At 56.0% G+C, this 20,379-nt stretch carries 16 protein-coding genes and 2 pseudogenes; 9 read left to right on the top strand and 9 right to left on the bottom strand.

What is annotated here, in order from left to right:
- From KGB14_RS20940 to KGB14_RS20915, 6 genes are all read right to left on the bottom strand, one after another.
- A partial coding sequence (locus KGB14_RS20940; protein ID WP_223488603.1) for a polyketide synthase occupies positions 1-2,393 on the bottom strand: 2,393 nt, incomplete at its 3' end.
- A gap of 83 nt (positions 2,394-2,476) precedes the next feature.
- On the bottom strand, positions 2,477-3,562 hold the full coding sequence (locus KGB14_RS20935) for an acyl carrier protein (RefSeq protein WP_223488602.1): 1,086 nt from the start codon (positions 3,560-3,562) through the stop codon (positions 2,477-2,479).
- A 118-nt stretch (positions 3,563-3,680) separates the two neighbouring features.
- Positions 3,681-5,444: an FAD-dependent monooxygenase gene (locus KGB14_RS20930; RefSeq protein ID WP_223488601.1), complete on the bottom strand. Its 1,764-nt coding sequence runs from the start codon at positions 5,442-5,444 to the stop codon at positions 3,681-3,683.
- A 3-nt stretch (positions 5,445-5,447) separates the two neighbouring features.
- Positions 5,448-6,059, bottom strand: coding sequence for an HAD-IB family hydrolase (locus tag KGB14_RS20925; RefSeq protein WP_223488600.1), 612 nt, complete (start codon positions 6,057-6,059; stop codon positions 5,448-5,450).
- Positions 6,049-7,569: a class I adenylate-forming enzyme family protein gene (locus KGB14_RS20920; protein WP_223488599.1), complete on the bottom strand. Its 1,521-nt coding sequence runs from the start codon at positions 7,567-7,569 to the stop codon at positions 6,049-6,051. The genes KGB14_RS20925 and KGB14_RS20920 overlap by 11 nt, the downstream gene beginning before the upstream one ends.
- Positions 7,570-7,649: 80 nt before the next feature.
- Positions 7,650-8,663, bottom strand: a complete 1,014-nt coding sequence (locus KGB14_RS20915) for an SDR family oxidoreductase (protein ID WP_223488598.1) — start codon at positions 8,661-8,663, stop codon at positions 7,650-7,652.
- Between the two features lie 603 nt (positions 8,664-9,266).
- Between KGB14_RS20915 and KGB14_RS20910 the strand changes: the two genes are divergently transcribed.
- From KGB14_RS20910 to KGB14_RS28750, 6 genes and pseudogenes are all read left to right on the top strand, one after another.
- A complete protein-coding gene (locus KGB14_RS20910) occupies positions 9,267-9,863 on the top strand; it encodes a TetR/AcrR family transcriptional regulator (RefSeq protein ID WP_223488597.1) in 597 nt (198 codons plus the stop codon).
- A 465-nt stretch (positions 9,864-10,328) separates the two neighbouring features.
- Entirely contained in the window at positions 10,329-11,186 is an 858-nt protein-coding gene (locus KGB14_RS20905; protein WP_223488596.1) for a sugar phosphate isomerase/epimerase family protein, read from the top strand.
- A complete protein-coding gene (locus tag KGB14_RS20900; RefSeq protein ID WP_223488595.1) occupies positions 11,179-12,228 on the top strand; it encodes an isopenicillin N synthase family dioxygenase in 1,050 nt (349 codons plus the stop codon). The genes KGB14_RS20905 and KGB14_RS20900 overlap by 8 nt, the downstream gene beginning before the upstream one ends.
- 26 nt (positions 12,229-12,254) lie before the next feature.
- Positions 12,255-13,052, top strand: a complete 798-nt coding sequence (locus tag KGB14_RS20895; RefSeq protein WP_223488594.1) for an ABC transporter substrate-binding protein — start codon at positions 12,255-12,257, stop codon at positions 13,050-13,052.
- A 49-nt stretch (positions 13,053-13,101) separates the two neighbouring features.
- A pseudogene (locus KGB14_RS28755) lies at positions 13,102-13,695 on the top strand (amino acid ABC transporter permease); the annotation flags it as partial.
- Positions 13,675-14,397 (top strand): annotated as a pseudogene (locus KGB14_RS28750) (amino acid ABC transporter ATP-binding protein); the annotation flags it as partial. The pseudogenes KGB14_RS28755 and KGB14_RS28750, both read left to right, overlap by 21 nt.
- Positions 14,398-14,716: 319 nt before the next feature.
- Here the strand turns inward: KGB14_RS28750 and KGB14_RS20885 are convergent.
- On the bottom strand, positions 14,717-15,376 hold the full coding sequence (locus KGB14_RS20885) for an MliC family protein (protein ID WP_223488592.1): 660 nt from the start codon (positions 15,374-15,376) through the stop codon (positions 14,717-14,719).
- A 245-nt stretch (positions 15,377-15,621) separates the two neighbouring features.
- Complete coding sequence (locus KGB14_RS20880) at positions 15,622-16,617, bottom strand: zinc-dependent alcohol dehydrogenase family protein (protein WP_223488591.1); 996 nt, start codon at positions 16,615-16,617, stop codon at positions 15,622-15,624.
- Positions 16,618-16,746: 129 nt separating this feature from the next.
- Here KGB14_RS20880 and KGB14_RS20875 point away from each other — a divergent pair, with 129 nt between their 5' ends.
- The gene (locus KGB14_RS20875; RefSeq protein WP_223488590.1) at positions 16,747-17,652 is read left to right on the top strand and encodes a LysR family transcriptional regulator; all 906 of its coding nucleotides are present in this window, start codon (positions 16,747-16,749) and stop codon (positions 17,650-17,652) included.
- A 136-nt stretch (positions 17,653-17,788) separates the two neighbouring features.
- Here KGB14_RS20875 and KGB14_RS20870 read toward each other — a convergent pair whose 3' ends face one another.
- Positions 17,789-18,706, bottom strand: a complete 918-nt coding sequence (locus KGB14_RS20870; RefSeq protein WP_223488589.1) for a LysR family transcriptional regulator — start codon at positions 18,704-18,706, stop codon at positions 17,789-17,791.
- 153 nt (positions 18,707-18,859) lie between these two features.
- Here KGB14_RS20870 and KGB14_RS20865 point away from each other — a divergent pair, with 153 nt between their 5' ends.
- Both KGB14_RS20865 and KGB14_RS20860 read left to right on the top strand, forming a co-directional pair.
- Entirely contained in the window at positions 18,860-19,300 is a 441-nt protein-coding gene (locus KGB14_RS20865) for a DoxX family protein (protein WP_223488588.1), read from the top strand.
- A 75-nt stretch (positions 19,301-19,375) separates the two neighbouring features.
- Entirely contained in the window at positions 19,376-20,299 is a 924-nt protein-coding gene (locus KGB14_RS20860) for an NADP-dependent oxidoreductase (RefSeq protein ID WP_223488587.1), read from the top strand.
- Positions 20,300-20,379: the final 80 nt, after the last annotated feature.

The following is a 20,379-nucleotide window of genomic DNA, read 5'->3' as shown; positions in this document are numbered from 1 at the left end:
TTCGGAGATGTGTATAAGGGACAGAAGGGATGCTTGATGGCCGGGGCGGGTTCGGCCGCCGCCGGGCTCCATTCCCGAAGCTTTTCAGTCAATAACCACATCACGGCCTTGCCGGCTTCGCGAACCTCGATCACCGTGTGAGCCGATGCACTCAACATCACCGCCAGCAGGGTTTCGATACCACTGGCTTCAGCCAGGAAGCCGGTCATCTCTTGCAGTGATCCGCTTGCAGGCGTCGCACCAGGCTGCAGCTCGCAGACTTGAATATTCTGCAATTGACTGCGCTCTTTACCCAGCAGTTGGCAAGCCTCTTCCAGCGAGTTCGCGGCATGGGCGAGGACCGCTGCGCGGATCACCAGCAAAGGTTTGTCGCTGGAGTCTGGTCGATAAGGACGCAGCGCAATCAGCCCCAGTCCTTCACCTTGTACGGTCGCCGAGTGTCGGGCGCGTTCGATCTCGATTTCACCACTGATAAAGCGCCCTGCACCGAGCAAGAGCGTTGTTACACCTTCCTTGAACCATTGCTGCGATGCCAGCAAGGTTTGCCAGAACAACCCCGGGGTGCCGACCAGTGTTTGATGGAAACCCTTGAAGTCAAAAATCTGCGTCGGGTAGCCGGACAACATGTTCGGCAACATGGTTGCCACGTCCGTCACTTCAACGCCCGGTGGCAGGCCTTGGTCCCGGGAGTAGAAGTTGTGAGCGCTGCTATACGCATTGCTGAAACGTTCCCCACCCATGTTGCAGCACATGACCATCGCAGTGCCGGTTGACCCGGCCACACCTGGCAGGCGTCGCAGTAAATGGTTGACGCGATCGGTGATCAACAGCTTGAACGGATCGACGTGGGCCAGCGGTTTGGGGCCCATGCCGAAACCGTCGATATCAATCACGCGATCCTGCGCCAGGAATTTTCCCAGTAAAGGTTGAGCTGGAGCAGCGGTGTAATCAACGAAGCGCCCATAAGGGAAAACGACTGAGGGTGCTGCTGGCTGATCGAGCTGTTGCTTGAATGATTGCAATGAGCTGTGACTGCCGATTGCCGCTTCAGCCTCGACAATGGCCAGGTCCAGCTTCAGCACGCCGGGGATGGCTGAAGGAGCAGTCGGGGGGACAGCAGGGTGGTTGTCGGGAATGTATTCATCCACCACCAGGTGCGCATTGGCGCCGCCAAAACCAAAGCTGGAAATGCCTACCCGGATTGCCGACTGACGATCGGCGATTGGCTGTATCTGTTCTGTGGCCAGCTGCAGGCAGGTCTTGTCGACTTTGGTACTGGGTCGGTAATCGGGCTGAGGTGGAATACCTTTATGACGCAAGATCATCAACGCCTTGGCGAGCGAAGCGCCTCCGGCGGCGGCCAGTGGGTGACCAATGACGGACTTGATCGAACCGATGGTTATTTTTTTGCCGTCGGTGCGATGGGGGGCGAAGAAGCTGTTCAACGAGTCCAGCTCTGTCGCATCACCCAGCGGTGTACCGGTGCCATGGGTCTCGATGTAGTCCACGTCGCCGGGGTCAAGGCCGATATAGGCACGTTGATACGCCGTGCACTGGGCCTGTTTGCCAGGCGCAAACACTGAGCCTTCGGCACCATCGGCGGAAAGTCCCAATGCCCGCAAAACGCCCAGGGGACGGCGCTGCGCAATCAGGGCCCGGGATACGGGTTCGACCAGAAAAGCCACCGCACATTCGCCCGGCACGATGCCGTCAGCGTCCTGGCCGAACGCCTGCATCTGGGCGCGGGAGGAAAAGGCGGTCAACTGCGAGAATCCCAGAAACAGCGCCGGTGGCAGCACGGTGTTCAGTGCCATGACAATCGCGTTATCCGCCTGTCCACTGTTGACCAGGGCTTGAGCCATATCGATGGCATAGGGGAACGAACTGCAGGCGGTGTCGACCGACAACGCCGGGCCACCCAAGGCAAAAGCCGCTGCCAGCTCAGCCACTTGTTCACCTGGCGTATAGCCTTGTGAGGCATTGGCTTTTCCGGACATTCCCGTGACGAAATAACTCTCGTCACTCCAGGACGTCGCGACCACCAATGCGGTGCGTTCCTTGATCAGTGCCGAGCCTTGTCCGGCAATCTGGGTGAGGAGCGTCTGGAGTACTTTCTTGCCAATGGCGACCTGCCGTCCTTCATGCCGTGAAGGGGTTGATACGTCATCGGTCAGGCAAAAAGCACTGTCCAGGTAAACGCGATCCTTTTCTCCTGCCTTTGCCGAATAAATCGACGCTTTATCCAGTTCCCAGCGTGTCAGCATCGAATGGATGGGCGCTATCTGCCCTTGCGAGAGCAAGTGCCAAAGCGCATCCGTTGACGACGCCCCTGGAAACTCGCCAGCCATCGCACTGAAGCAAAAATCGCCCTCTGTTGTTACCGCGCCACTCATACCCAATCTCCTGATTGCCAAAATGCTGGGTGATCTGTTCGATCACCCGGATTCCATGCCATTTTTTTACAGCGGCTCAGTGCTCAGCTCAGTCTTGTCAGAAGCGACAAGGCGTCCTGCGGCGTACGACGCGACATCAGCGCTTCACCGGCAAACTCGCTGGCAGAGCACTGTTGCGCCATGGATTGGCAGAGTGCTTCTCGGGCAAAACCGTTGAGCCCCAGTTGTGCGAAGGGCGTCTCGATGTTGATCGACTGTGGCGCGTCCGGGATCAGGGGTGACAGGGTGTTGAACAGCAGATCGCTGATCTGCCCTTGGGGATCCGTTGTGGCAGGTGATTGCACTTCGCTGGGTGTTGCTGATGTCGGCTCGGGGTTGGCCAGGGCGACTTTAATCAGGGCGATTGTTTCGTGCGGGAACTTGGCGTTGGCCAGCTCAGTGCTGTTGGCCTTGAGTTGCGGCCACAATGCGACGACCGACTCCAGGAAGTCCAGTTGCACCAGGGAGTCCAGGCCCAGGCTTTCATAGCTTTGTTTCTGGTCGATCTGGTCAACCGTAAAACCGGTGATATTCGCCAGTTGTTCCAGTACCCAGGCTTCGATATCCACGGCTGGCGCCTGCGGATTGGCTTCAAGCCGTGCCAGCAAGGCTGTAGGGGTAGGGGCATCAAAGAGTTGCGAGGTGAGCTCTTTCTTTTCCGGGAAGTGCTGGGCCAGGGATTCGAAAATATCGACCATCCCCAGAGAGTCGATGCCCAGACTCTCGAAACTTTGATCGAAGTCGATTTGTTCCGGTTTGAATCCAGTGACCGAACTTATTTCGGCGCGCAACCATTGCCCGTAACTGAGTGCAGGTGTTTGTTCGGCAACGGGTGCCGATGCCTGTATGACCGGGTTCAAGTGTACGGGGTCCAGCACCGGAAGGCTTTTATTGAGGGGGGCTTCAATCCCATTGGCATAAACGCCTTCGAGAACTTGTTGATGAGCATTGAAGTAATGTGCCGTAACGGATTCGGCCTGCTCCAGCAAACGCATCAATATCGATTCTTTTGCAATATTGGACTCGCAGAGTGAATCAATGATTTTCTCTGAGAGGGAGAAATAGCTGTGAGCTATTTTTCCATTGGACACGATGAATTCCTGCACAACATCGTTGAGTTGGAAGCGCATGAGGTTCTCCTAACCAAAGTCGGTATATGTTTTCTATAAATAAGAAATCAAAAGCCATGGCCCAGGGCTGGGCCTTGTGTGAATCAATGAACCAAACTGGCAGTAGCCATATAGAGACTTAAAGTTGGAGTTGCACTGCGTCGATCTCGGAGGATGTTGTTTTTTTGGCGCCCTTGAGCAGCCCGGATCTTACGTTCAGATAAGTGAAGAGCGTTATTGCATCGGCGCCCTGGAACGCGATGTAGCCGTCAGGACGAATCAGCATCAACGTGCCCTCTTTGGCATGGTAACGCTTGTGCAACCGCCAATCGGGGTCCAGCAATGTCGAGTGCCAGGAAGGCAGCTCGGCGCTACTCAGTGCATCAATAACGCAATAAGCCTTGATGCCTGGGTAATCCTTCTCCACCGACTCGGCCAGCGAGTAGTAGCCCGGTAACAAAGGGGAAAACTGATCGGCTGCGCTGAAAATCAACAGCGTGAACGTTCCATGGAACAAGTCGATCAAGCGTTTTGGCGGCATACCTTGCAGTTGCCACAACTCAACATCGGGAGCCAGTTGACCTGCGCGAGGCACAGCTGTCTGGAATTCGGGTTTTTTCCCTTTTTTGTCCCAATTCTTACGCTGCTTTTTCGTCAGCGATTCTTGAATGTAATCACTTTTGCCGTAGTGGTACTGATGACCGGAAATCATCGAGGGCAGCTTGCGCTGAACCTTGCGCCGGTTGCTCAGCAGTGGCAGAACATTGTCGCGCAGCCAAACGAGGGCGCGTTGCTTGACGGTAATCAGCCCGGTCAGTCGGTGTGCCGTGTTTTCGACTTCCAGGGCAACCGGGTAGCGCTCTTCGTTGTAGCTCTCCAGCAATGATGGATCCGCCAGGCCCTGATCGACATAGGCCATTTTCCACGCCAGGTTATAGGCCTCGGAAACCCCCAGGTTCATCCATTGCCCACCGATCGGGCTGCCGATATGCGCCGAGTCGCCCACCAGAAACACGGAGCCTTGCTGCATCGACTGCACGCGGCGATGTTGAAACGAGGCGATGGTGGTCGATGAGATATTGGACAGCGTCATCTTTTGCCCGCGTCCTTCGCACAACCGCTGAAAGTTCTCCAGACTCAAGGAAGGGCGCTCACCTTCTGGCGGCAGGTTGTACGGCATCTCGATGAACAGTCGATAACGGGATTGGGCGCTGATTGGCGCGACCGCCACATAACCGTCCTGCGCACCGAGGAAGAAAGCGCCTTCGTCCTTGCTTCCAGACCACTCGATATCGGCGTCGGCGAGCATGAAGAATCGGTCGTAGGACGATCCTTCGAAGGTCATATCAAGGCGTTTTCTAATGTTACTGCGAGCACCGTCGCAGGCGACCACCCAGCGACTGCTGAAGGATTCGTCGCTGCCGTCCGCATGATGGAGCGTCATCCGCACTGATCCCGGCTGATTTTCTATATCGACCAGTTCGGTATTCCACTCAACATCTACCCCCAACTTATTCAGTTGCTCAAGCAGAATCTTCTCCGTCTGCGGTTGTGGCAGGCTGAGGAGCAGGGGATAGGTAGCATCCAGCTTGGAGAAGTTGTAATTCAGCACCCGTTTGGCGTTCGACTGCACCGAAAACTGATTGATCGTGAACCCGTCGCTGATGGCCTGATCGGCAACGCCCAGGTCTCGAAAAATCTCCAGGGTTCTGGAATGGATGGCCATCGCTTTGGTCGCGGTCGAGGGACCGGCATTCTTTTCGATAATGCGAAAAGAGACGCCCCATTTTTTCAGCATGATTGCCAGGGACAGGCCAATAGGGCCGGCGCCTACGATCATGACTGTCGGGGTGTTACCGGGTTGCCGGAAGTGCTTGGGGGCCAACGTGCTCAGAGTGTTCATCTGTCAGTACCAGTTTCTGTAGAAGGGAGAGTTGGCAATGCCGAGCAGGGCATCGTCACCTGATGAATCTCCGTAGGCATAAATGTAAAAGTCATCCAGGTTGCTCAAACAGCCTTTGAGCCGTGTGACTTTTTCTCTCTCAACACAGTTGGTACCTGATATTCCACCGGTCAGTTTGTTCTTTGCCGTCGCCAGGCGGGTGCCGCACACATAGTCAAAACCCGCAGCCTGGCCCCAGGGGATCAGGTAGTTCTCCGGCGAGTTGCTGACCAGCGCAGTGACATGCCCCATGGACTGATGCCATTGCAACCGGCGCAGGGCCTCGGGCCTGAGCCAGAGCGGTAGCTGCTCGCTAATGAAATACTTGGCATGCTCGCGCTCTTGCTCGACTGACAGGCCGCCCAGGTAACAGGCGATGAATGCCAGTCGGGCTTGCATCAACGGTGTGATTCCCACAATCACGCTGAGCATTTTGGGCAGCAGGGGAATGATCCTGAGCCAGAACGACTTGGTTCCCACGATAAAGCGCATGTAGCGCCAGAACGTATGCCTGTCAGTCAATGTGCCGTCAAAGTCGAAAACGGCCAGTACCGGTTGTGTGCCATTAGCTTGCATGAATCTCTTCCTTGAGAGAGATGATCTCGATGGTTTTGGGCAGCTTGAAGCCCGAGAGGTAGCGCGAGAGCAGGGTGGAGACAGCGCTCTGGGTCAGGTCACCGCGCCCTTCAACAGATAGGTGCAATACGTTGACCTCTTTGTTGTCAGGGACGATGTAAGCCTTCGCGCGCACCACCTCAGGGTGCTTCAGGGCAATGGACTCGATCTCCGTCAGGTCGACCATTTGCGCTTTGATCTTCGAGATTCGCAGGCGCTGGCAATAGAAGAACACATGTCCATCGTCGTCCCGCCAGACCAGATCACCCGTGTGTAACCAGCCATCACGGAAGAACCGGGCATTGGCGTCCTCGGCATCGTTATAGCCATCAATCACCATCGAGCCGCGGATCAGCAGTTCGCCAATACGTCCAGGTGCGACATCCCGCCCCTCGGCATCGACGACCCGCAGTTCTACGCCACTGATCGGTTGTCCCATGGCGCCACGATGGACCTTGCCAATCGAGCTCTGGACAATCACCGGCATGCTCTCGGTCAATCCATAGCCTTGCAGCACCGGATTGCACCCCAGCAGCCTTCCCAGTTTCTCGGCTTCGTCTGCCGGTAGATGGCTGCCACCCGAATAGATCATCAGTTGCGGGTGCATCGGCAAAAGCGCGCCTTTGCGTTTGGCCAGCCGCGTATTGAAGTAGCGAATGACGTCGGGCACCAGGCAGGCAAAAGTGACCTTATGCTCGGACAAGACTTCTGCCAGATCCCTATTGAGCAGGGTGTTGGTCATGAGCAGGGTGGCACCCACGCTCAATGGAAAAACCATCATCACGGACAGTCCGAAGATGGCATACAGCGGCAGCGTCACCAGATGAACGGACCCGACGCCTTGAAGATGAAACTGCTCATGCAGCCCATCGCTCGATTGCGTCAGGTCAAGGTAGCGGTGAGAAACGGCCAGAGGTTTACCGATGCCCCGGTAGGTGAACTGTACCGAGACGATCGGATTGCCCTCAGGCAACAACAAGGGCTCGGCCTGTCGGGGAAGCCGAGAGGCGGCTGTTGCATTGTCGGGCAGGGGCGATGACGACTCGCTCACAGCGTCCACCACCAAGGAGTGACGAACGCCGTAGGCAGGCTGAAAAATCTCGCTATGTTGCTCGAATAACGTATCGGTCGTGACGACCAGCGTCGGCCTGGCGATGCTGATGACGCTGGTCATTTCAAATGGCGTCAGTTTGGCGTTGAGGATGACCGGAATCGCACCACGCCCGATGATCGCCAGATAGTAAGCGATGAACTCCACCCCGTTGGGTAGAACAAGTGCTACTTTGTCACCCGGCAAGACATCTAATGCTTTGAGGGCACCATTGCACTCTTCAGCCTTGGTTTGCAAACCACGGTAAGTAACAAAGTCTTCTTCCGCGTCCAGATTCTTGATAGCAATGTGATCGGGGAAAGACTTTGAAAAACCGACGAACCGATGCAGAAAACCTTCTTTATATGAAAGGCTTTTCATTTACCAACCTCTCTCAATCCTTGAATTTATGGTTAGACAAAAAAGTACTACAGAGGCAGGCTATATATGAATTGTTTCAATTAGGCATCTATGTAGTTATTTTTCCGATACCAGTCCAGGGTATCGGTCAGTGTTTCAGCCACGGGACGGAACTTGCACTTCAGCTCCGTTAAGCTTTTGTTATGACTGAAATGGGTGCGCCCTTGTTCTTGCTCCATGAGTTTGACAGTGGAGGTGCTGATGAGTACCGGTTTTTTGGTAATCCGGTAATAGCCTTCATAGATCAAGGCAATGATACGCAGCATGAACAGTGGCACTTTGCGTTCCGGCGCTTTTACGCCACTGACACTGGACAGCGCCTGGAAGATGCTTTTCATATCCATATGATTGCCGGCTGCCAGATAACGTTCTCCGGATCTGCCGTGGGTGATTGCCGCGAGTTGATGTTCCGCCACATCCCTGGCGTCTACAACGGAAAAGCTCCCTGGGAGTACGCCAGGCAACTTCTGTCCGACAAAGTCGAGCAAGAACTGTCCTGATGAGGTGGGGCCGATATCACCGGGGCCAAACATCCAGCCTGGCAATACCATGGCGACGAACATGTCCGGGTGTTGCGACAGAAACTCCTGAACTTTTTGCTCAGACAATATTTTACTCAAGTAGTAATCGTCAGCCTCCGATTCACTGCGAGACATTGTTTCATCGATCACTTGATCTCTATCGCCCTTCAAAACGGCAATGGAGGAGGTGTGGACTGCGCGACGAATGCCGGCGGCATAGGCTGCTTGCAGCAATCGCTCGGTCCCCGTCACATTAGTGTCATACAGTCTCTGCCAGTGTTTTCCACCTTTGTAACTATCGCGGAAATAGGCGGCCGTATGAAACAAGGCATCACAGCCTTGCAGGGCATGGCTGAAGGCGTCGACATTGAGCATGTCGCCTTCAACAAATTCGACAGGCAGATTGCCGAACTGCTTCTTGGCTTTTTCTACGGAACGAACCAGCGCCTTTACTTTGATATTTCGTTTTAAAAGCGCACGAACCACATTATTCCCGAGCAGGCCAGTAGCGCCTGTAACGAAGGCATATTCCATTAAAATCCAGCTCCTGTGAGGTACCTGTTACTGCATTGAGATTGATATCACCGTACTCGATGCTCTGATCAGGCGTTGGATGCACCAACGGTGGCAAGTAAAAACCATTCGGTATCTGGAAATCAAGCGGTATTTCATGGCCGCCGTCAGGGCGCCCCCTCTGAATGGGCTTAAAACGCGGAAATCCAGCGGTTTAGCGCTTCGTCGGATAGGGGTATTCACCCGGATCGAGCGGCTCAAGGTCATTCGTCATCTGGTTCCAAGGGGCAGTCAAAGGGCAACCCCACTGACGCGATCGCACAGGGGGAATGCGTAAGGCTGGATACCAAGGCACCTTGAACCTACTGGAGCCGAGGCCTCGTGATGAGATGTAAACGCTTGCAACACCGGCGAAAAAAGGCTGGTGCAGCCCATCTTGCATCCCCCTTTCGCCACCCCTATAGATGGCCTTTACATGGCACTCCTTAAAAGTTTAGATGTAAAATTATTAAGAAGGACTAGTATAAGATATGATAGTTAAAATTGGTCTTGCGCAGCGAGTAGCAAATTTGTTGCATCCAGTTACAAATAGATATTTTTTGTTTGGCCAAAGGAGCCGAAGGTGTGATTAAAAAGAGAATGGGCCGAGAAGAAAGTCAGCAAGTAACAAGAGACAAGTTATTCGATACCGCCACTGACCTTATGGTTAGAAAGGGTTTTCACGCCGCCAGCGTCAACGCTATTTCCGAGGAGGCCGGTTTTTCGAAGGGGGCCTTTTTTTCAAACTTTGCAAGTAAGTCAGACTTGCTTCTGCAGTTAACTCAGAGGTTCAAGAGAGTTGAAATTGATCGATTGAGTATTACCCTGTCTTCGGGGTATTCATCGGAAGAACTGACCCATGGATTGAATGCTTATATCGACACGCTTAAAAATAATACCCGCTGTGCGATTCTTGATGCAGAGTTGCAACTGATCGCCTTGCGCGATGAAGAGTTCTCAAAGCATTACTACGATTTGCATCAGGAAAACAGTGAGGCCTTGGGCAAGCTGATCACCATCATATTCAATCATGCAGGCAAGAAACCTCCTTTGGCGTATGCCGCCCTTGCAAGGACCTTCACCGCGCTGTCGGAAGGTTTGATACTGCAAGGGCATAAAGATCCTGCTTCTGAAATAAAGCTGGTGTTGAATTCGCTTATCCAGACAGCAGAGCCTTTATAGAACGCTGCCATCCTTGTGATGCATACGGTATTCGCATGTCCGAGGCTCAGACCTCGGGCAGGATGCGAATGGGGCCACTCTGTGTTTTCATGGTGGTGAGACGTAACACCCCATGACTTACCTCGAACATTGACCGTCTGCCCAAGGGAAAGCTGCCGCGCTCTGGCCTGTGCTGACGCAAGGGGAGTGCTCATGAAGACACTCAGGATCGCTTGTAGAGAATTCAGGATCTGTTCCACATTGACCAGCTCCGTTCTCACCATCCACCCAGCTGACGCCGTCGTTAGTTCATGAATTTCTGAACTAACTATTTGCTACAGCCTATTCAATTATTTGCCGCCAGCACCTTAGGATTTGTCACGGGACCGCAGCCATCAGAGCAGCAGCCCGCCGTACACCCTTTCGACTGCCCAGTAACGCCAGCAGCCCACTAGCTGATGGCTTCGACGCAGCCGAGAGGAATGCATGAAGTTAGAAATTTTCCGCACCCTGTGGGGCTATGGTGCCAGTAAGGCGCAAGCCCTGGATGAATTGCTCGCCGCCGGCTTCGATGGCATCGAAGCGCGCCTGCCATTGCAGGCCGCTGAGCGTGGCGAATTCAACGCTTTCTTGTGCAGCAATCAGGTTCCCTACATCTGCACCTTGTTCAGTGCTTACGATGTATTGCCCGATCAGGGCGCCACGCCCGCCCAGCACTTGGTCGACATCGATCGCAAGCTGGGCATGGCCACGGAGCTGACCCCTCGTTTTGTCAATGTGCTAGCGGGCAATGATCGCTGGCCTCTGGCGTTGCAGGTCGAGTTCTTTGCCCAGGCGATGGAATTGGCCGCCAAGCATGGAGTGTCCTGCAGTTTCGAGACTCACCGCGCCCGTTCCTTATACAGCCCATGGGTGACCCTGGAGCTGATTCGCCAACTGCCTGAAATGCGTTTCACCAGTGACATCAGCCATTGGGTGGTGTGCTGTGAGCGATTGCTGGACGACCCGGCCGACGATCTTTCGTCCTTCGTCGAACGTGTGCATCACATTCAGGCTCGGGTCGGCTATGACCAAGGCCCGCAAGTCCCTCATCCCGCCGCCCCGGAATATGCCCGAGAGCTCGCCTTTCACCAGCGCCACTGGGAAGCCATCTGGACTTCTCAGCTTCAGCGCGGCTACGCGGTCAGCACGTTGACGCCGGAGTTCGGCGCCGATGGTTATCTGCATCACTTGCCATTCACCAACATGCCGGTGGCTGATCTCTGGTCCTTGAACCAATGGATGGCGCGAACCGAGCGCGAACACTTCGACCGTTTCACCCGTGAAGGAGCTCACCATGAATAATGCCTCGCCACCCCAGGCCAACTTCAGCAGCATCCCGGTGGTGAATATTGCCGGGCTGTTCAGTATCGAACTGGAGCATCGTCTGGCCGTGGCCGAACAGCTGGGGCGTGCCGCCAGTGACGTGGGCTTCCTGTACATCACCGGGCACGGCATCGATCCGGCGCTGATCGAAGGGTTGCGCCAGGCGGCCAGGGATTATTTCGCACAGCCCCTGGACACCAAGATGCGTCACTACATCGGTGCCTCGGAAAGCCACAAGGGCTTCGTGCCGGAAGGAGAGGAGGTCTATTCCAAGGGCAAGCCGGACCATAAAGAGGCCTTCGACATTGGCTTCGAAGTGCCGGTGGATGACCCGCTATTCCTGAGTCGTACGCCGCTGCTGGGGCCGAATCACTGGCCCGACGTTCCGGGTTTTCAGGCGGCGGTACAACACTACTATCAGGCGGTATTTGCACTCGGCCGACGCTTGTTCGATGGTTTCGCGCTGGCCCTGGGCCTGGAGGAGCGCTACTTCGATGCGCTGGTGACTCGCCCGCCCTCCAAGCTGCGGCTGATCCATTACCCCTTCGACGCCGAAGCCGTGGATGCCCCGGGCATCGGCGCGCATACCGACTACGAGTGCTTCACCATCCTGCACGCCGATCAGCCGGGGTTGGAGGTGCTTAACGATCAGAATCAATGGATCGATGCACCGCCAATGCCCGATGCGTTCGTGGTGAACATCGGCGACATGCTGGAAGTCATGACCGCCGGGACCTTTGTGGCCACTGCCCACCGGGTGCGCAAGGTGGCTCAGGAGCGTTATAGCTTCCCGCTGTTTTACGCCTGCGACTACCACACGCTGATCAAACCGCTGCCGGCATTCGCCGATGACACTCGGGACTACGAGGCGCTGGCGATTGGCGAACACATGTGGGGCCAAGCCCTGCAGACCTACCAATACCTGCGCAAACGCGTCGAGAACGGCGAGCTTGAGCTGCCGTCCCGGGCTCGAAAGCCATCGAGCTTTGGTCGCCTGAAGAACACCACCACTCATTCCTAAAAAAACAACCAATGGAGCATACCCTGATGAAATCCCTCTGCGTCTCTACCCGACTGACCCTGCTCGCCGCTGGCCTGTTCTGCGCCAGCACCGCCTTCGCCAGTACCGCTACCCCCGGTGTGCTGAAGGTCGGTATGGAAATCACCTACCCGCCGTTCGAGTCCTACGACGCCAACAAGAATGTGGTCGGTTCCGACCCTGAGCTGGCTCACGCCCTGGCCAAGGCAATGGGCATCAAGGCCAGCTTTGTCGATACCAAGTTCCCCAATCTGATCAACGGCCTCAATGCCGGGCATTACGACGCGATCATTTCCGGCATGTACATCACCCCCGAGCGTCAGGCCCAGGCCCGCACTATCGGCTACGCCAAAACCGGCGCTGCGATCATGGTGCCCAAGGGCAGTGAGTTGAACCCGCAGGTTCCTGAAGATCTTTGCGGCCTGAAGGTCGGACTGGAGCAGGGCACCACCTGGGTCGGCAGTTTCCGTCAGTTGTCCGCCGACTACTGCGTACCGAACAACAAGGGCGCCATCACCGTCAGTGAATACCCCTCGGCGCCCGAAGTAACGCAGGCGCTGCTGTCGAAGAACATCCAGGCCCAGGTGGAAATTGCCGGTGCCGCGCACATGATCGCCGAGCGTACCAATGGTCGGGTGATCGTCAGTTCGCAGAAGCTGGTTTACCCGCAAACCTTGGGCATCTACGTCAAGAAAGATGCCGACGCGACGTACCAGGCGCTGGCCAAAGCGCTGGCCGAGAGCAAAGCCAGCGGTGAGTATGCCGCGATTCTCAAGAAGTACGACCTGGAACCGGTCTCCGAGTAATGCCTGAAACCGCGCCCTCAATCGAGGGCGCGGTTTGCGCGAGGTGTCTATGCAATTCGATTGGGCTTACTTTTTTTCGCTGTTCTCCATGGCTGACTTCTGGACGGCGAGCCTGACCGTCATCGAGCTCAGCTTTCTGGCCTGGTTCCTGGGGATGCTGCTGGGTTTCGTCCTGGCGTCGGCCAAGTTGTCCGGCTCGCCCTTGCTGCGAATCCCCGCGTCACTCTACATCTGGTTCTTTCGCAGCATTCCGTTGTTGGTCCTGGTGGTTTTCGTCTACAACTTGCCGCAAATGCTGCCCAATGCCGGGCCGGTGTTGTCGGTGCCGTTCTATTCGGGTTTGTTGGCGCTGGTGGTCACAGAAGCCGCCTACATGGCCGAAATCCATCGTGGTGGATTGATCTCGGTCGCCAAAGGCCAGAAGGAAGCCGGGCGCGCCCTGGGCATTGGCCTGTTAGGCCTGCAACGGCTGATCGTCATTCCCCAGGCGTTTCGCATCTCGTTGCCGACGTTGATCAACGAATACATCACGGTGGTCAAACTGACCTCGTTGATTTCGGTGATCTCTCTGACCGAGTTGCTGACCGTCGGCCAGCGGCTGTACGCCCAGAACTTCCTGGTGATGGAAACCCTGGCGGCCGTGGGCGTGTACTACGTGTTGATCGTCACTGTTTTCGGCTTCGCTCTTCAACGCCTGGAACGCTACCTGGATCTGAACCTGCGTACCCCGCAAACCCTGGAGAGCGCTTCGGTAAAGGCGTTGCGTGACCGATTGGCACCGGTAGCCCCGGGCAAGGTCAGTGGCCCGACCAAAGGTGCCGCTCCAGCCTTGCAACTGCAGGGCGTGCACAAACGCTATAGCGATCATCATGTGCTCAAGGGCATCGACCTGAAGGTGCAAAGTGGCCAGGTGATTTCCATCATCGGTCCATCGGGCTCCGGCAAGACTTCGCTGATCCGTACCATCAATGGTCTGGAGCACATCGATCAGGGCGAAATCTTGTTGTTCGGGGAAGATTTCATCAATGCCGGGGACAAACCGAATGGCCGTCGGGTGCGTCAGGGTGTCCGGCGCATCGGCATGGTGTTCCAGAATTTCAACCTGTTCCCGCACCTGACGCTGCTGGACAACATCAGCCTCGCACCGCGTTATCACGGCGGCAGCCGCGCACTGAGTGAACAACGCGCCTGTCAGCTACTCGATAAGGTCGGCCTGTTGGCACACGTCTACAAATATCCACATCAGCTGTCCGGTGGCCAGCAACAACGGGTGGCGATTGCCCGGGCCATGGCCATGGACCCGGACATCCTGCTGTTCGACGAACCCACCTCGGCGCTGGATCCAGAGCTGGTCGGCGAGGTACTTGCAGTAATCGCCAACCTGGCCCGCGAAGGTATGACCCTGCTGATTGTCACTCACGAAATGGCCTTTGCCCTGTCGATCTCTGACCGGGTGATCTTCATGGAAAACGGCAACGTGCAGCTGGATGCCTCGCCTCAGGCGATCCGCGAAGAGCCTGGAGCCCAACGAGTGCGGCGATTTATCGGGTTGGAGGAATCAGAGGAGGAACGTTGCCTGGCCGGTGAATTAAGTTGAGCGTGCCTGGCCGCACGATCCTCTTCATCACAGGCATCAGATCACTCCCGACAATACGCCAGAGAACTCAGCCGACCGGCTCGGCGGTACAACTCATTTCCCCTGAGCCCGGCTTCTGGAAAAGGGTCACGTCGCCGTTTTGCCAGAAGCGGTAGTTCCCTCGGTAATCCTTGCCAGTGTATTGGGTTCCCGAATCACTCTGCGTCTGGCTCAGGGTGATCGAGGTATTCGCCCATTTCAGGTACACGACACCAGGCTGCGTGAGAAAGAAGGTGGCGCTAATCAGCGCGTTTAACCCTGTACAACGAAAAGCCAGAGGGCCCTCGGTGAGTCTGTCTGGATCCTTGGTTCTCACAATTGCCGAGCCTTGGCGCAGCTGGTGCGCGCGCTCGGCATAACTTCGGATCGTGCATGCCTTGGGCGCAGGCTCGGAGGCACACTGATTGCGTGCCTCGATCCAGAACTGCTGGTCGATCACGATTTTGTCTGGACGCGGTACTGAATGTTCATCCGTGAGCGCCAGGCGATAAAGACGCATCAGTTCGAGATCCATCTGCGCCAGTTGCGGATCGCGACAGATAAGCTTTTCGATGGATACTCTTGTCGTGGTGCAGTCGAAGCTGGTCTCGAAGATTCGCGGAGGGGACGCAGCGATTGCACAGGTGCTCGTCGCCGCGCACACGCTGGCAGCGAGCAGACAGGTGAAAAGGGCCGTGACCGTTTTCATGTTGGCTTCACCCAGATCATTGCGTGATGCCCGGATTGCCGTGGGATCTATCCATCCGTTGAACAGTCATTCGTTCGCATTGGGTGTATCGCAGTGTAAGTCAGTGCTCAAAACTTGCCACACCACCCGGCGGCAGCTGCGGTATCGAGCCCATTCGGTGTCGTGACTCATCTCAGCTGCAAGGTGGCTGGCGAGGGGGCAGGCAATTTGATTTTGATCCCGCGTTATCTCTTTGAGTGAGTCGGTTAGATGTCTATCACTACCTTGCCCGTTACTTGTCCTGCGGCAATGATTGCATAGGCGTCATTCACGTTATCCAGCGTAAAGCGCCGATCATCCAGCAGAACCCGCAGTTGTCCAGCTTCAGCCATACGTGTGGCTTCAGCGAGGATTTCGCCATGGTGCTTACGTCCTTTGCCGGTAATTAAAGGTAGCAGGGTGAATACACCGGAATAGGTAGCGCCACGGAACGACAGTGGAGCGAGTTTGTGTTCTCCCCAACCCAGGCAACTGACGACGTGGCCGGTGTATACCCTCAACACTGCAAATGATTCGTCCAGTGTCGCGCCGCCAACGGTGTCATACACAATGTCAAAACCCTCTCCATCGGTGTATTGCTCAAGGTAATCGGCCGGCACCTGAGTTCGGTAATCAATGGCCGTGGCACCGAATCCCTTGATTATTTCGAGGCTTTTTGAACTCCCGGTAGCGAATACTTCTGCCCCTCGTGCCTTGGCGATCTGTACGGCAATATGCCCGACGCCACCTGCGCCGCCTTGCACCAATACCCGATGCCCAGCCCGAACATGGGCTCGGTCCACCAGTCCCTCCCAAGCAGTAATGAAAATCAACGGCAGTGCAGCGGCTTCGCGCATGCTCAGGTTACGCGGCTTACGCGCTAGCAACTGGGCGTCAACGGCGATGTATTCCGCCAGCGAACCCTGTTGGCCACCAATCCCGCCTGCCATGCCGTAAACCTCGTCTCCGATCTGGAACGCAGTGACGTCCGTGCCGATAGCTTCGATGACACCGGCCAGATCCATACCCAGAATGGCAGGCAAAGGTTGGCGGGCATGACCTCCTTGACCGCTGCTGATCTTCGTATCCAACGGGTTCACGCAACTTGCGATGATCTTCACCAATACTTGTCCTGCTTCGACGACAGGCAGCGGCACGTTTTGAAGCTGTAGAGCGGCTTCGGCTTGCACAGCGACGGCTGCGCGCATGGTGTTCTGGCTCATGGATAGATCCTGGTGAAATGATTCAAGCCCGTGTTGGGGCGATGGATAGAGTTTCACGCAGCCAATGAATTCTGATAAGAGGGCAAATGCCTATAGTATTAATTCCAAACGACCGCTAAGTAGGCAGATATGGACACATTAGAAGCGATGGCGATTTTTATGCGGGTGGTGGAACGAGGCAGCTTCTCCGCAGTCGCCCGAGAGATCGGACTCAGCCAGCCTACGATCAGCAAGCAGATAGACGCGCTGGAAAAAAGGCTAGGCGGCCGACTGTTTGCCCGTAGTACGCGCCAGCTATGTTTGACTGATGAAGGCCAGCGCTACTATGAGCACTGTCGACAGATTCTTGCTGCCGTGGACAATGCCGAGCACAGTTTCCAGACTGGCCAGGAGCGGGTTGCCGGTCCACTGCGCATTGCGTCTTCGGGCAGTTTCGGACGGATACAAATCGCGCCGCGGCTGCACGGTTTTCTTCAGCAAAACCCCGACGTATCCATCGACTTGCAATTGAACGACGAGAATGTCGACCTGGTTAGCGAGGGTATCGATGTCGCGGTGCGAATTGGCCAACTGAAGGACAGTAGTTTGGTCGCCAGACAAATAGGCCTTACGAGACGTCGGGTGTTCGCTGCCCCCACTTATCTCGAACAGTACGGTGTACCTGTGACGCCTGATGCGCTGAGCGATCACAACTGCCTCGTCTTCAATCAGCTGGAACACTTCGACAGCTGGAGCTTCGAGCACTGCGGCCAATGGAGCAGCGTGCAGGTCAAGGGCAATGTACGCAGTAACAACAGCGAATCGATACGACAAATGGTCCTGAGTGGATTAGGCCTATCACTGTCTCCCTCATGGTTGTTTCGTGAGGATCTGCAGGCGGGGCGGGCGGTCGCGTTACTAGAGGGGTACATACCGTCGTCACTGCCCATTCACGCGGTTTCTCCACCGGATCGCAGACAATCGGCCCGGGTGCGGGCGTTCACTGATTATTTGAGAGACGCTTTCGCAATTGACAGTGACGTATGCATCAATTGAATGACCCTCAGTTCTGCGTGTTTAGCGGCAACTGTTAAGCATTGTTCTCGCTCACTCTGCGCCAAGAGCACGCGCTGTCTGGAAAACCCCGATTAATTTCGATGTCCAGGTTCCAGAAAATCGACAGGTACCACGCTCAAGCGGTTGCGTCCTGCGCCGAGCTTTGCTGAACGAAGCGGTCAATCAACCACCTCGCGGCGGGGCCCGGTGGCAGATCCGTGCGGTAGATGGCGTCGAAGGAGTAAATCCCGCTTTTGTATTCCGGTATGTTCAGCCGCACGAGTCGGCCGCTATCCAGATCTTCCTGGACCATCGGGGCTGGCATGTTCCCCCAACCAATGCCTTCACGCAGCAGCATGTGCTTTGCGCCCAAGTCCGCAAGCCGCCAGGTGCGGTTACTGAGGACGGCGAAGTCCTTGTCCTTGGTCAGAAGCGAGCGATCGGACAGCACCAGTTGAGTGAACTCTCGCCCGGCACCGGGAACATTCAAGTCGCTTGAAGCCAGAGGATGATTCGGGGCTGCCACCGGAATCAATTCGACACTGCCGACGCCAATTCTTTCGATACCGCTGATTCCCTCATTCATTGGCCCGCTCACGCCGACGATCGCACCTCGGTTGATCACCAGCTCAGTGACGGCGCCGAGCGCTTCCATGTGTAGGTGAAGTGCAACCGTAGGGAATTCTTCGCGAAAGGATTTGAGTGCGTCCACCACACGTTCGGCGGGAAGCATCACATCGAGTACGACGTGAACCTCGGCTTCGAGCCCCTGAAGCAGGCCTTTGACCTTGGCGCGCAATCCATGAATACCATTGGTGATGGTTCTGGCTTCGGTCAGCACGGTGCGGCCGGCATCGGTGAGCTGGGGTTTGCGTGTCGTCTGGCGGTCAAACAGCGACACGCCGAGCTGCATTTCCAGGTTGGCGATCGAGTAGCTGATGACGGAGGTGGCCCGGTGCAGTTTTCTGGCTGCGGCTGCAAAACTGCCGACTTCCACCACCGTCAGGAACACGCGCAGTTGGTCCAGTGTCGGTGTTCCGGGGTCAGAGATCATGCCTATTGTCCTTTTCAATGGAGCGAGCTGCTTGTCTATTTTTTCGAATCTAACGATCTAAATTAGTCAGCTATTCAGATTAGCTGACGAAGCGCAACATTTCTTCACCAGGGCGGTTCAAGTCGAATCGCACCCCATTGAAGGAATTACCCCATGACTACTTCTGCAAACATCACTCAAACAACCACCTCTGAACAGAGCCGTGCCGACGTAACCCAAGCCTCGGCTTCGTTGATTGGCCGTGTACTGCTCAGTGCAATCTTCATCCTTTCCGGTTTTTCGAAACTGGCCGCTCCCGCGATGATGGTCGGCTACATCAGCTCTGTTGGGCTTCCGCTTCCACAATTGGCACTGGCGTTGGCGATCATTGTAGAGATCGGCGGTGGCCTGGCGTTGATCGCCGGTTACCGCACCCGCACCGTCGCCGCTGTACTGGCTGTGTTCAGCGTGTTTACCGCACTGGCGTTCCACAACGCACTGGGCGATCAAAACCAGTTCATCCACTTCTTCAAAAATATCGCAATGGCCGGTGGCTTGCTGCAGGTGGTGGCCTTCGGTGCCGGTCGCTTCAGCCTCGACGCTCGCCGTCGTTGATACCTCGCGCTGCGAAGGCGGGTTGCCTCGCAGCGCAGTGTTTGTCTCCCGTCCTTTTCAATAGTCGAGGCCTCCATGAAAGCCATACGTGTGTACGAATACGGCAGCCCTGAAGTTTTACGCCTGGAAGAAGTCGCGGATCCAGTGGCAGGTGTTGGTGAAGTGCTGATTGATGTTGCCGGAGCTGGGGTCAATCCGATTGACTGGAAGGTCCTGTCCGGGGCCATGAAAGCGTTAATTCCTTTGCCGCTGCCGTTTACCCCAGGCGTTGAAGTGGCCGGTACCGTCGTCGCGGTGGGGAAGGGCGTCACTGAATTCAGCATCGGCGATGAAGTGTTTGGCTTCATCAATATCGTCGGTGGTTTTGCGACCAAAGTGGTTGCCCAGGTTTCAAAACTGGCCTTGAAGCCGCGCGCTCTCGGTGCGCTACAGGCCAGTGCTGTTCCTGCAACCGCTTTGACTGCGTGGCAAGCGCTCACTGAACATGCGGGCGTGCAACGGCGACAGAAGGTGTTGATCCACGCCGCGGCTGGTGGCGTGGGCAGCATGGCCGTGCAGATGGCCAAGTACCTGGGCGCTGAAGTCTACGCAACGGCCTCTGCACAGAATCATGCCTACCTCAAAGACCTTGGTGCGGATTACACCATCGACTACACGACCCAGGCCTTCGAGGATCTGGTGTCCGGTGTCGATGTCGTACTGGATCTGGTGGGCGGCGAAACACAAACCCGTTCGTTTGCGGTACTGAAAAGAAACGGTATGTTGGTATCGCCCGTGAGCCTGCCGAACATGTCGCTGGCAAACGACTATGGCGTGACCCCCGCCAACTTTGCCACCCGTTCGGATGGCCAGCAGCTCTCGCTCATTGCCGAACTCTTCGACAAGGGACACCTCACGGTCGACGTTGAGGCATACCCCTTGAGTGATGCGAAAGTGGCGATCGAAAAAAGCATGGGTCGTCATTCAAGAGGCCGACTTGTCCTGGATACAACGAAGTAAGTTGTTGCCAGGTTATTTGCGAGAGGATCAAGCGAGTTGTCAGAAGTATGTTGCGCAATGCGTTGAGGGAGGTCGAGCGA

It is taken from the genome of Pseudomonas sp. A-RE-19 (assembly GCF_019956555.1).
Taxonomy (GTDB): Bacteria; Pseudomonadota; Gammaproteobacteria; order Pseudomonadales; family Pseudomonadaceae; genus Aquipseudomonas.
The sequence above is the reverse complement of the archived record's forward strand: the minus strand, read 5'-3'. Positions and strand labels throughout refer to the sequence as shown.

Coding starts and splice junctions, on each gene's coding strand:
- KGB14_RS20935 (WP_223488602.1), bottom strand. CDS start 3,562: ATGCGCTTCCAACTCAACGATGTTGTGCAGGAATTCATCGTGTCCAAT.
- KGB14_RS20930 (WP_223488601.1), bottom strand. CDS start 5,444: ATGAACACTCTGAGCACGTTGGCCCCCAAGCACTTCCGGCAACCCGGT.
- KGB14_RS20925 (WP_223488600.1), bottom strand. CDS start 6,059: ATGCAAGCTAATGGCACACAACCGGTACTGGCCGTTTTCGACTTTGAC.
- KGB14_RS20920 (WP_223488599.1), bottom strand. CDS start 7,569: ATGAAAAGCCTTTCATATAAAGAAGGTTTTCTGCATCGGTTCGTCGGT.
- KGB14_RS20915 (WP_223488598.1), bottom strand. CDS start 8,663: ATGGAATATGCCTTCGTTACAGGCGCTACTGGCCTGCTCGGGAATAAT.
- KGB14_RS20905 (WP_223488596.1), top strand. CDS start 10,329: ATGAAGTTAGAAATTTTCCGCACCCTGTGGGGCTATGGTGCCAGTAAG.
- KGB14_RS20900 (WP_223488595.1), top strand. CDS start 11,179: ATGAATAATGCCTCGCCACCCCAGGCCAACTTCAGCAGCATCCCGGTG.
- KGB14_RS20895 (WP_223488594.1), top strand. CDS start 12,255: ATGAAATCCCTCTGCGTCTCTACCCGACTGACCCTGCTCGCCGCTGGC.
- KGB14_RS20885 (WP_223488592.1), bottom strand. CDS start 15,376: ATGAAAACGGTCACGGCCCTTTTCACCTGTCTGCTCGCTGCCAGCGTG.
- KGB14_RS20880 (WP_223488591.1), bottom strand. CDS start 16,617: ATGAGCCAGAACACCATGCGCGCAGCCGTCGCTGTGCAAGCCGAAGCC.
- KGB14_RS20875 (WP_223488590.1), top strand. CDS start 16,747: ATGGACACATTAGAAGCGATGGCGATTTTTATGCGGGTGGTGGAACGA.
- KGB14_RS20870 (WP_223488589.1), bottom strand. CDS start 18,706: ATGATCTCTGACCCCGGAACACCGACACTGGACCAACTGCGCGTGTTC.
- KGB14_RS20865 (WP_223488588.1), top strand. CDS start 18,860: ATGACTACTTCTGCAAACATCACTCAAACAACCACCTCTGAACAGAGC.
- KGB14_RS20860 (WP_223488587.1), top strand. CDS start 19,376: ATGAAAGCCATACGTGTGTACGAATACGGCAGCCCTGAAGTTTTACGC.